The sequence below is a fragment of the Pseudomonas sp. R151218B TE3479 genome (genome assembly GCF_053629195.1).
The window spans coordinates 5,470,650-5,482,948 of the sequence record NZ_JBRJHV010000001.1; the positions used below are offsets into that span (position 1 = coordinate 5,470,650).

Here is a 12,299-nt window from a genome sequence, read left to right on the forward strand (position 1 = left end):
AACTGCGCCAGAATCCGCCGGCTTGTGCGCCTGGCTCGTGGCTTTTACTGTTTCCGGGTCGCTGATTTCAGCGATCGGGTTTGGTAGCCCGCGAGTCAACTAGGCGCAAGCGCCACCTCCTACAGACGCTCTCTCGGTGTCTGTTTCATGGTGGCCGTGCGCAGGGCGTCTTCGGGCGCGCCGGGTTCCTAGTGCTCCGGTCTACCAACCCGCGTACGGCCGCCACCCAATCGTTTGGTAGCGATGGTGTCGGCTCCTGAAAATGAATACTAGGAGTTACGCCATGTTCAAGATCACCCCCAATCCCCCCGCAGACGATTCCAAAAAAATCGACGAAGCCGCCGACCGCGCCCTCGCCTTTTACCTCGACCCCAAACCCGAAAAACCCAACCCACCACCGGGCCAGTTGTTCACCGTGGCAGAAGGCGCGGACATGGAATGCCTGCTGGCCAACCTCAGCGAAACCCTCGCTTCGGTTAACGTCATGGCAAGCGAGCAGGCCTTTGAATTGGAAGGCTCGCGGCGCCATTTTGCGCTGGGCATCCAGCAGATGATCGAGTTGGCAGAACTGTTGGCAAACCGCGCGCTGGACATCGCCGCGCCGCGCTAAACACCTTCATAACAACCTCAAGCCAAATGACACCTGTGGCGAGGGGATTTATCCCCGCTGGGCTGCGCAGCAGCCCCAAACCGGCTCACTCAATACCCCTGACACACCGAGGTGCCGGTTCTGGGGGCTGCTTCGCAGCCCAGCGGGGATAAATCCCCTCGCCACAACAGTGTTCATCCAGTCAGAAAGGTTAAACGGGCTTACTCTTGAGATTGCGCGCATACCACGGCCGTTGCGGTACCCGGCGGAACAGTTCGGAGAGCTTTTTGTCATCGCTGCCGAAGGTGATGCGCAAGGCCAGTTTCATGGTTTCCGGGTCCATCTCCACCGAGCGCCCGACCTGCAGCCCCGGCGTGGTGCTGCAACCGTGGGTGTCCGGGCCCAGCCAGGGGTCGGCGATTTCAACCCAGCGGCCCGGGGCGAACCAGGGCACGTCGTTGACCTCGAGCCGGCTCACTTCCCCCGGATGGAAACGCTCGTGGGCGCGGAACCAGTCTTCGAGACGGTCGTCGATCCAGCCGTGGAAAGCCCAGAACACCGGGCTCACGTGGGAAGAAAACGGATCGCCGAGAAAGTCATTCTCCGGGGCGTACCAGCGCTGGGCGAAGTCCGCCGGATCGCGGGCGAACGGCACCGGGTGGCCGTTGGACGGGTCGCGCGGTACCGAGGCCCAGCGCATGTGCAGCCAGTCGTGCAGGCCCAGTTCCACTTCCGAACCAAACTGGCCCAGGGTCAGTTTCGACAGGTAGCGCGGGTCGCGGTAGCGCGATTCCCAGACCTGGAAATTGCTGTGGTAGGTCTCGGCGGTCTTGATGTCGCTGACCCACTGGGCGTACTGCTCGTCGCCATCGGCCAACCAGGTCGGCGGCAAGGACGTGCCATCGTGGTTATCGAGGTAGCGGGCGAATCCAAGGCGATCGCGTTCCAGCTCCGGTTGCGGCAAGGGAAAGCGCGGCCACGACGGCAGCGCCTGGAACGATCGGGCGGTGCCGAGCATGTGCCGGTGCATGAAAAAGAAGTCCACGCCCGAGCCATTGCGATCCTTGCGCGGTCCGCGGGCATCACGCTCCTGGTCCCGTGGGCCGGGTTGCCAGCCGATGCCGCGCAGGGCATTGCGCTTGTCTTCGTCCAGGGTGTGCCATTTGTCCCGCGAGGCGTGCCAGAGCTGGTGGAACAGCCGATGCTCGGGCGATACCAGCCAGGCCAGCAGCGCCGGACTCAGCGGCGTGCGCTCCCGCGCCTCGGGGAAGCGCTGCTTGACGGCGATGAAGTGATTGTCCTGTTCAGGCAACGCCAAGGGACGGTCCAAGCGCAACACCCGACCGCTGAGAGTGGCGCTGCCGGCATTGCCGAAACCGGCCCAGACTTCGTCCAGGGTCATGATGAATTCATAGTCCGGCGCGTCGTGCCGAGCGCCCATCAGCCGCCAGCTCAGTTGTTTCGGGTCGGTTCCGGCCAGGTCGCCCAACACCCGATAACGCGGCTCATCGGCACCGCGCAAACGTTCGGCGCTGTCGAGGTAACCCACCAGGCCACGGCCCCTCTGGCCGATATCGAGGAAGACCTGCAGATCGTCCTGCGGCAAGCCTTCGAGACCGGCGTCGCGGCCGGTGAAACGGATCGTCCAGATGCCCCGCAACGTATCGGCCCGGCGCTGGCCCGCCACGTCCGCCACGTCGAACGAGGCCTCGCCGGGGGTAATGGTCGGGTCCGGCCGGGTCAGTTCGCGATGCCCGTAATACACCGCAGGCACGGCGGCACCGGTCAGCGCCAGGCCTGCCATGAACCATCGTCGAGAAATCGTCATTGCCTTACCTGTGTCCAGCCCTGGAGCGGGCTTTATCCAAGCTAGAACGAGGGGTGGGCTGACAAATTTATAGGGAGGTAGTGGAGGCCTTATCGCGAGCAGGCTCGCTCCCACAATGGATTTGAGTACATTCCCAAAAGTCAGGTTGGTTTCAAGGCCGCCTTCGCGAGCAAGCTCGCTCCCACAGGTGAGCGCATTCCAAACTGTGGGAGCGAGCTTGCTCGCGATGGCGGCCTCGAGAGCGCCTAAATTTCCCGCCCGATCACTCGTTCTCCCCAGATAGCAAAGGCCCCTGCGCCTGTCCTTCCAAGGCGAACCTGACTGAGATCGGCAATGACAACACCTCGTTCGAAAAAGGCTCTTTTCATCGGCCTGCCCCTGGCCCTGGCCCTCGCCGTTGGTGGTGGCCTGGCGGCCTGGGACCATTGGTGGCGGGACAACCCCGGCTACCCGGTCAAAGTGATGAAAGAGGCCAGGGAACTGCACGAGCGCCTGCTGTCCTTCGACAGCCACATCACCGTGCCGCTGGATTTCGGCACCGCCGGCAATGAAGCCGACAAGGACGGCAGCGGCCAGTTCGACCTGGTCAAAGCCAACCGCGGCCATCTGTCCGGCGCGGCCCTGACGGTGTTCGGCTGGCCGGAGTTGTGGAACGGGCCCAACGCGCCGCATAAGCCCACCGCCGGTTTTGTCGAGGAAGCGCGCAACCAGCAGGAAGTGCGCTACAAGATCATCACCGGCCTGGTCCGGGACTTTCCCAACCAGGTCGCCATCGCCTACACCCCGGATGATTTTCGCCGCCTGCACGGCGAAGGCAAATTCGCGATTTTCATCAGCATGCTCAACGCCTACCCCCTGGGCCATGACCTGAGCCTGCTGGACCTGTGGACGGCGCGGGGCATGCGCATGTTCGGCTTCAGCTACATCGGCAACAACGACTGGGCCGACTCCTCCCGCCCGCTGCCGTTCTTCAACGACTCGCCCGATGCCCTGGGCGGCCTGTCGGACATCGGCAAGCAAGCGGTGACACGCCTGAACGACCTGGGCGTGATCATCGACGTGTCGCAGATGTCGACCCTGGCCCTGGAGCAAGTCGCGCAACTGAGTCGCACGCCGCTGGTGGCCTCTCATTCGGCACCTCGGGCGATGGTGGACATACCGCGCAACCTTAGCGACAAGGAAATGCAACTGATCAAGGCCAGCGGCGGCGTGGTGCAGATCGTCGGTTTCTCCCAGTACCTGCGCCCGCTGACGCAAAAGACCCAGGACAGACTCAACGCCCTGCGCGAACGCTTCGACCTGCCGCCGCTGCCCAACCTGGCGATGGCGCTGATGCCCGGCGACCCGATCATCGCCGCCTGGCCGGAACAGAAGTTCGGCGAATACGCCGGCCAGCTCTACGGCATCCTCGAAGAAGAACCCAAGGCCAGCCTCAAGGACCTGGGGGACGCCATCGACTACACCGTGCGCAAGATCGGCATCGACCACGTCGGCATCAGCTCGGACTTCAACGAAGGCGGCGGCGTGAAAGGCTGGGAGAACGTCGGCGACATCCGCAACGTCACCGCCGAGCTGCTGACCCGCGGCTACTCCGAAGCCGACATCGCCAAACTGTGGGGCGGCAATTTCCTGCGGGTCTGGGATCAGGTGCAGAAAGCCGCCCGCCCCGCCATCGCCTCGACCCAGAAGGCGGTCCAGCCATGAATGAGCGTCGCACCTTCCTGAAGCAGGCCGGGATCCTCGCCGCCGGCCTGCCCCTGGCCGCCAGCCTGCCCGCCACGGCTAGCACCGATCCACTGGCACCGCTGCCCAAGAACAAATGGGCGCAATTGCGCTCGCTGTTCAACCAGGACCCGGACTACCTGCACTTCTCCAACTTCCTGGTCACCACCCACCCACGCCCGGTGCGCGAGGCCATCGACCGGCACCGCGCCGCCCTGGATAAAAACCCGGGGCTGTTGATGGACTGGGACCTGGGCGTCACCGAAGAGCGAGAGGAAAACGTTCGCACCTGGGCCGGCCGCTACCTGCAAGCTTCGCCCAAGCAAATCGCCCTCACCGGCAGCACCACCGAAGGCCTGTCGATCATCTACGGCGGCGTCCACGTGGCGGCCGACCAGGAAATCCTCACCACCGCCCACGAACACTACGCCACCCATACCATTCTCGACCTGCGCACCCAACGCAGCGGCACCCGGGTGCGCAAGATCAAGTTGTTCGAGAACGCCCACGACGCCAGCCATGAACAGATCCTCACGGCCATCGACCGCAACATCCGCCCCGAAACCCGGGTACTGGGCATGACCTGGGTGCATTCGGGCAGCGGCGTGAAGCTGCCGATCGACAAGATCGGCGCCCTGGTGGACAAGCACAACCAAGGCCGCAGCGATGAACAACGGATCATTTACGTGGTGGACGGCGTGCACGGTTTCGGCGTCGAAGACCTCAGCTTCCCCGCCATGAATTGCGACTTTTTCATTGCCGGCACCCACAAGTGGATGTTCGGCCCGCGCGGCACCGGCTTGGTGTGCAGCCGCAGCGAAGAACTCAAGTACGTCACGCCGATCATTCCGACCTTTTCCGAAGCCACGACGTTTTCCACCGTCATGACCCCGGGGGGCTATCACGCCTTCGAGCATCGCTGGGCCGCCGACGAAGCCTTCAAGCTGCACCTGCAACTGGGCAAGGCCGAAGTGCAGGCGCGGATCCACGCCCTCAACAACTACCTGAAAAAACAGCTGGTGGCACAGCCGCAGATCGAGCTGATCACCCCCATGAGCCCGGAGCTGTCCGCCGGCTTCACCTTCTTCCGGGTCAAGGGCCGCGACAGCGACGAGGTCGCCGCCTACCTGATGAAGAACCGCGTGATCGCCGACGCCGTGCATCGCGATGCGGGACCGGTGGTCCGCACCGCGCCGGGGCTGCTCAACACCGAAGCCGAGATCGATCGCTTCATGGGGTTGCTGGGCAAAACGCTCTGAGCCGAACCTTTTTGACCTTATCGAGAGAGATGGATGAACAGTTTTTCGCTGAAGCTACTCCCGGCACTGGCCCTCGCTGCCCTGCCGCCCTCCGGCGCCCAGGCATCGCAACCGGGCCAGGTCTTTCGCGACTGCAAGGATTGCCCGGAAATGGTCGTGCTGCCCACCGGCACCTTCCAGATGGGCACCCCGGACGACGAAGTGGGACGCGAGCCCGACGAAGGCCCGCTGCACCCGGTGACGTTTGCCAAGCCCCTGGCGATCAGTCGCTTCCAGGTGCTCAAGGGCGAATGGTTCGCCTACCTGCGCGACACCGGCTACACCATGCCCGACGGCGATGAGCGTCCCGGTCGAGCGTGCAAGGCCGGCATCCCGGACTACCAGGGCAGCGACCCGCGCAAGCAATACACCGACCGACACCCGGCGGTGTGCATGGACTTCGACGAGGCCAATGCCTATGTGGCGTGGCTGTCGAAAAAAACCGGCAAACAATACCGACTGGTCAGCGAGTCCCTGCGCGAATACGCGGCACGCGGCGGCAGCACCGGACCGTTCCCCTTCCCGTTCGATGAAGGCAAGGAATACAGCATCGCCCAGCACGCCAACACCTACGGCGCGGCCGACGGCTACAACTTCACCGCCCCGGCCGGCAGCTTCGCGCCCAACGCCTTCGGCGTGTACGACATGCACGGCAACATCTACGAATGGACCGCCGATTGCTACAACGAAAACTATGTGGGCGCCCCGAGCGACGGCAGCGCCTGGCTGACCGGCAAGTGCGAATTCAAACGCATCCGCGGCAACGACTGGGGCGAGGCACCGGTGTTCTCCCGCTCCGGCAACCGCAACGCGCTGGTGCCGGGCAATCGGGGAGACTGGATCGGTTTTCGGGTGGCGCGGGATATGTAAGTCGATAGGTTCACCCGGATACCTTGTGGCGAGGGGATTTATCCCCGCTGGGCTGCGAAGCAGCCCCAATGAAACCACCGCGTTATTTCTGACTGATCGGTGTTGCCTGTTTGGGGGCCGCTCCGCAGCCCAACGGGGATAAATCCCCTCGCCACAAGATGTGGTTCGACCCAGCGGGAGCAAGCTCCCTCGCCACAACGGCGCTCCTGAGGCAATCAGGTGTTAAATCCCCTCCCCTACCAATCGTTCTACAGGTGGGCGCGCCCCAACCCGGCGTGCCGCCGTCCTCCAGCCCATGCGGTGAATGCCCCGCGATGGCCTTCGCCCTTTTCATCTAGCAGGGAAACCTCCATGAGCCAACCAAAACGCGGGGTGATCAATGAATTGTTCACCCTGCTCAAACCCTTCCGGCTGATTGTCATCGGCGCCATCCTGCTGGGCATGGTCGGTGGCCTGAGCGTGACCGTGCTGCTGGCGACCATCAACAAGGTGCTGCACGCCGACGGCGGGCTGAGCCACACCGTGGTGGGCGTGTTCGCCGGGTTGTGCCTGCTGGCCCTGGTCAGTTCCATCTGTTCCGACATCGGCACCAACTACGTCGGCCAGAAGATCATCGCCAAACTGCGCAAGGAGCTGGGGGAAAAAGTCCTGTCGGCGCCCATCCAGCAGATCGAACGCTACCGCAGCCATCGCCTGATCCCGGTGCTGACCCACGACGTCGACACCATCAGCGATTTCGCCTTCGCCTTCGCCCCCCTGGCCATTTCCCTGACCGTCACCCTCGGCTGCATGGGTTACCTGGCCATGCTGTCGTGGCCGATGTTCCTGATGATGGTCGTGGCGATTGTCATCGGCACCGTGGTCCAGTACATCGCCCGCGGTCGTGGGATCAAGGGCTTCATGGAGGCTCGCGATTCCGAGGACGAACTGCAGAAGCACTACAACGCCATCGCCGAAGGCGCCAAGGAACTGCGCATCCATCGCCCCCGTCGGCAACGCATGTTCGTCTCGGGCATCGAACACACCGCCGACAAGATCTGTGACACGCAGATCCGCTCGGTGAACATTTTCGTGATCGCCAAGACCTTCGGCTCGATGCTGTTCTTCGTGGTGATCGGCCTGGCCCTGGCCCTGCAATCGCTGTGGCCGAGCGCCGACAAGGCGGTGATGAGTGGTTTCGTGCTGGTGTTGCTGTATATGAAAGGCCCGCTGGAACACCTGATCGGCACCCTGCCGATCGTCAGCCGCGCGCAGATTGCCTTCCGCCGCATCGCCGAATTGTCGGAACAGTTTTCATCCCCGGAACCGCACCTGTTGCTCAACGACCAGGGCCAGCCGAAAACCCCGGTGCAGACGCTGGAACTGAGCAATGTGACCTACAGCTTCCCGGCGGTGGAAGGCGCCACGCCGTTCCGCCTGGGACCGGTGAACCTGAAGATCGACCAGGGCGACATCGTGTTCATCGTGGGTGAAAACGGCTGCGGCAAAACCACGCTGATCAAGCTGCTGCTGGGCCTGTACGCACCGCAGCAAGGAGAAATCCGCCTCAACGACCAAGTCGTGACAGCCGTGACCCGCGACGATTATCGCCAGTTGTTCACGACGATTTTTGCCGACTACTACCTGTTCGACGACATCGTCCAAGGCGACACCCATATCCCGGACGACGCCAATAAATACCTGCAACGCCTGGAGATCGCCCACAAGGTCAGCGTGCGCGACGGCGCCTTCACCACCACCGACCTGTCCACCGGCCAGCGCAAGCGCCTGGCACTGGTCAATGCGTGGCTGGAAGAACGCCCGGTGCTGGTCTTCGACGAATGGGCCGCCGACCAGGACCCGACCTTCCGGCGGATTTTCTACACCGAGCTGCTGCCGGACCTCAAGCGCCTGGGCAAGACCATCATCGTGATTTCCCACGACGACCGTTACTTCGACGTGGCCGACCAATTGGTGCGCATGGAGGCCGGCCGGGTGATCACCGAACTGCAATCTGCGTAAATAATCACGATTCTCATTCTGGTTTTTTCTGGGTCGTGCGTCCTAATTAAGAATTGATGACAACTACACCCCCTATTAAAACTAAAACCTGCAAGAGTGAAACACATGCCAGCAACTCCGGGGATTCCACGTTTTACCAAGGCACTGATCATGCGCCGCCTGCTGCAACCAGGCTTCAGCGCCACCGCATTCAGCCTGGCCTTGGCCATGCCGTTCAGCGCACAGGTCCAGGCACAGGAAGTCGATCTCAACATTCCGGCGCAGTCGCTGGCGAGTGCCCTGCAGGCATTGAGCAATCAATCGAACATGCAAGTGCTCTACAGCGCCGATGATGTCCAGGGCCTGCGCAGCCAACCGGTCAGCGGCCGGTTGACACCAGCGCAAGCGTTGTCGCAGATGCTGGTGGGGACCGGCGTCATGTTCACCATCCAGGGCAACACGGTCAGCGTACGCGCCAGGACAACGGGGAATTCGCTGGAACTGGGCGCCACGACCATCACCGGTAAATCCGCGGAAACCGCCTACGGGCCGGTGGACGGCTACGTCGCCACCCGCAGCGCCACCGGCACCAAGACCGACACGCCGATCCTGGAGATCCCGCAGACCATCAACGTGGTCACCGCCGAGCAGGTCGCCACCCAGGGCGCACGCAACCTGACCCAGGCCTTGCGCTACACGCCGGGCCTGAACACCGGCGGCTTCACCGACCGCAACGCCATCGCCGACGAAATCACCAGCCGGGGTTTCTCGCCCACGCCGCTGTACCTCGATGGGGCCTACCTGCCCTATGCCGGCAGCCTCGGCGGCGCGCCGCAAATCGACCCGTACACCCTGGAGCGCATCGAAGTGCTCAAGGGCCCCTCGTCGGTGCTGTACGGGCAGAACCAGCCCGGCGGCCTGATCAACATGGTCTCCAAGCGCCCGACCACGGAACAGCGCAGCCAGATCAAGCTGGGCGCGGGCAGCTACAGCCGGGTCAACGGCGCATTCGACACCAGCGGCCCGATCGACGACCAGAAGGAATTCAGCTATCGCGTCATCGGCGTGGCGAAAAAAGGCAACCAACAGGTCGATCACACCCACAGCGAACGCATGCTGCTGGCACCGAGCCTGACCTGGGCGCCCAACGACGACACCTCGCTGACCGTGCTGGCGCAGATCCAGCGCGACGATGGCCTGGAGGACTACCAGGCGCTGCCGCGGATCGGTTCCCTGGAGCGCGGCCCCAACGGCCAGCGGATCGACCGGGATTTCTTCTCCGGCGACACGCGCTGGAACGACTACAAGCGTGACCAGTTCATCCTGGGCTACGACTTCAGCCACAACATCACCGATGACCTGAAATTCCGCTCCACTGCGCGTTACACCGATGTGCGCGACCAGTACCGGGGCTTCTACCTGCGCAGCTTCGTCACCACCGGTGGCGTCACTGACCAGACCCAGGCCAACCGCGTAAAACTCGACTGGCAACAGCACAACACCGCCTACACCGTCGATAACAACGTGGAATACAAATTCAATACCGGCGCCCTGGAACACACCACCCTGGCGGGCGTGGACTATCGGCATTTCAACCGCAAGTACGATGGCTACAACGCCTACAACGTCGCGCCGATCGACCTGTACGGCAATAACAACAACTACGACACCGGCAGCGTAACCCCAACGCTGGACACCAAGTGGGACAACACCGTTCGCCAGACCGGCGTCTACCTGCAAGACCAGATCAAGCTGGACAAGTGGATCCTGACCGTGGGCGGCCGCCAGGACTGGGCCGAAGTGGACAACAAGGACTTGCTGGCGGGCACCGTTTCCTCACTGCGCGATAACAAGTTCACCGGCCGGGTCGGCCTGACCTATGTCACCGATTTCGGCCTGGCGCCGTACATCAGCTACTCGGAATCCTTCCTGCCGACCACGGGCACGGACGCTAGCGGCGAAGCCTTCAAGCCGACCGAAGGCGAGCAATACGAAGTGGGTGTGAAGTACCAGCCGTTCGACAAGACGATGATTACCGCCTCGGTGTTCCAGATCAAACAGAAGAACCTGGTCACCGCCGACCCCGCCGATCCGCAGAACTCGATCCAGTCGGGCCAGGTGCGTTCACGGGGGGTTGAACTGGAAGTCAAATCCACCGTCGACAACATCGACGTCATGGCCGCCGCCACCTACCTCGACTCGTTCTACACCAAGGACAACTACGGCAACGAGGGCAACCGCAGCGAGCAACAGGCACCGTTCTCCGCCACGCTGTGGGTCGACTACCACTTCACCCAGGCCGTCCTCAATGGCCTGACCTTCGGCGCAGGCGCCCGTCACACCGGCCGCAAGCCGGGCGACGCGGCCAACTCGTTCGACGTACCGGCCTTCACCGTGTTCGATACCACCATCAGCTATGACATGGGCAAGGCCACTTCGAGCCTGCGTGGCGTCACCACCAGCCTGAACGTGCAGAACGTCTTCGACCGCGAGTACGTGTCCCACTGCAACTACTTGTTCGGTTGCTACTACGGCCAGGAACGCGTGGCCTCGCTGGACGTGACCTACGACTTCTAGACAATACCCCACAAAAAAACCGGGCCTGGCCCGGTTTTTTTGTGCCTGCCAATCCTGAAGCCCACCCACAGAGGATGTGGGGCATATGCCAATCCTGAGCCCCCAAAACAACTGTGGGAGCGAGCTTGCTCGCGATGGCAGTGTATCAGTCACTTCACATGCTGGCTGACCTACCGCTATCGCGAGCAAGCTCGCTCCCACAAGGGATCGGTGGCATGTGCAAATCCTGAGCCCCCTAAAACAACTGTGGGAGCGAGCTTGCTCGCGATGGCGGTGTATCAGTCACTTCACATGCTGACTGACCTACCGCTATCGCGAGCAAGCTCGCTCCCACAAGGGATTGTGGCATTCCAGGCAGTTTGTGGTATTTCAGGCGGTGAGTGCAGTCCGCAAGGCTTGGCTCAATTGCGCGTACACCTCGTCAATCTCCGGCACCACGCTCCGCAAGCGCAGGTAGTCGTGGATCAGGCCGGTGTATTCGATCAGTTCCACGCTCACCCCCTGTTCCTGCAAACGCCGGGCATAGGCGCGGCCTTCGTCGAGCAGCGGGTCATGGCCGGCCAGGGCGATCAGGGCCGGGGCCAGGCCTGGGTAGCCGGGCGCCAGCAATGGCGAGAAACGCCAGTCCAGGCGATCGGTGGGCTCATTGGCGTAGTGCCGGTAGAACCACTCCAGGGTTTCACTCTCCAGCAGATACCCTTCGCCGAACAGCTCGGTGGACGGGCTGCTGGTGGACGCATCGGTCACCGGGTAACAGAGCAATTGAAAGCATGGCTGGATCGCCAGAGACGCGGGTTCCAGGGCCGCTTGCAGCGCAAGCACCGTCGCCAGTGTCGCGCCGACACTGTCGCCGCCGAACGCCACGCGGCTGACGTCCAGGCCTTCGGCGCGGGCCTGCCGGGCCAGCCAGTCGAGGGCGTCGGCGCCGTCGTTCAGCGGGGTCGGGAAGGTGTGCTCCGGGGCCAGGCGATAGCCCACCGACAACACCGCGCACGGTGTCCGGGCGCAGAATTCGCGGCAGACGCCGTCGTGGGATGCCAGGCTGCCGACCACATAGCCGCCGCCGTGAAAGTACACCAGCACCGGCAGCGCCTGGGCCGAAGCCGTGGCGGGACGATACAGACGCAGCGCCAGCGTCGCGCCGTCACGGGCGGTGAATGCGTGAGCGGCGCACTGCACATCCGCCGGAGCGTCCCAGCGCAATTGCCCGGTGGTGCGCTCGAACGCCTCGCGGGCCTGGGTCGGCGTCGACAGGTGAAACGGCCCGGGGCCGTCGGCCTGGCTTTCTTCGGCCAGGTCGAGGAAGGCGTTGAGTTCCGGATGCAAGGACATCGCAGGGGTTCCTTATGAAAAACCATGGGTAAAAGATGAGCCACTCGGACTCATGCAAAACCCTGTGGCGAGGGAGCTTGCTCCCTCGCCACAGGTGCAAGAC

8 protein-coding genes are annotated in these 12,299 nt (G+C 63.2%); 6 read left to right on the top strand and 2 right to left on the bottom strand.

All coding sequences use genetic code 11. From position 1 onward, the window contains the following. The first annotated feature begins 283 nt into the window (after positions 1-283). Positions 284-610, top strand: coding sequence for a DUF6124 family protein (locus tag AB7M32_RS23620; RefSeq protein ID WP_060741403.1), 327 nt, complete (start codon positions 284-286; stop codon positions 608-610). 190 nt (positions 611-800) lie between these two features. Here AB7M32_RS23620 and pvdP read toward each other — a convergent pair whose 3' ends face one another. Beyond that, a complete protein-coding gene (gene pvdP, locus AB7M32_RS23625) occupies positions 801-2,417 on the bottom strand; it encodes a pyoverdine maturation tyrosinase PvdP (protein ID WP_454251550.1) in 1,617 nt (538 codons plus the stop codon). A 333-nt stretch (positions 2,418-2,750) separates the two neighbouring features. Between pvdP and pvdM the strand changes: the two genes are divergently transcribed. The 5 genes from pvdM to AB7M32_RS23650 all read left to right on the top strand — a co-directional run bounded on the left by pvdM (position 2,751) and on the right by AB7M32_RS23650 (position 10,864). Beyond that, complete coding sequence (gene pvdM / locus AB7M32_RS23630) at positions 2,751-4,121, top strand: pyoverdine-tailoring dipeptidase-like protein PvdM (RefSeq protein ID WP_454251551.1); 1,371 nt, start codon at positions 2,751-2,753, stop codon at positions 4,119-4,121. Beyond that, a complete protein-coding gene (gene pvdN, locus AB7M32_RS23635; protein WP_454251552.1) occupies positions 4,118-5,398 on the top strand; it encodes a pyoverdine-tailoring periplasmic protein PvdN in 1,281 nt (426 codons plus the stop codon). The genes pvdM and pvdN overlap by 4 nt, the downstream gene beginning before the upstream one ends. Before the next feature lie 33 nt (positions 5,399-5,431). Next, the gene (gene pvdO / locus AB7M32_RS23640; RefSeq protein WP_454251553.1) at positions 5,432-6,307 is read left to right on the top strand and encodes a dihydropyoverdine dehydrogenase; all 876 of its coding nucleotides are present in this window, start codon (positions 5,432-5,434) and stop codon (positions 6,305-6,307) included. A gap of 351 nt (positions 6,308-6,658) precedes the next feature. Further along, positions 6,659-8,308: a cyclic peptide export ABC transporter gene (locus tag AB7M32_RS23645; RefSeq protein ID WP_454251554.1), complete on the top strand. Its 1,650-nt coding sequence runs from the start codon at positions 6,659-6,661 to the stop codon at positions 8,306-8,308. A gap of 105 nt (positions 8,309-8,413) precedes the next feature. Next, the gene (locus AB7M32_RS23650) at positions 8,414-10,864 is read left to right on the top strand and encodes a TonB-dependent siderophore receptor (protein WP_454251555.1); all 2,451 of its coding nucleotides are present in this window, start codon (positions 8,414-8,416) and stop codon (positions 10,862-10,864) included. Between the two features lie 369 nt (positions 10,865-11,233). On the opposite strand, the gene AB7M32_RS23655 is transcribed toward AB7M32_RS23650, so the two are convergent. Next, positions 11,234-12,196, bottom strand: a complete 963-nt coding sequence (locus tag AB7M32_RS23655) for an alpha/beta hydrolase fold domain-containing protein (protein WP_454251556.1) — start codon at positions 12,194-12,196, stop codon at positions 11,234-11,236. Positions 12,197-12,299 lie beyond the last annotated feature (103 nt).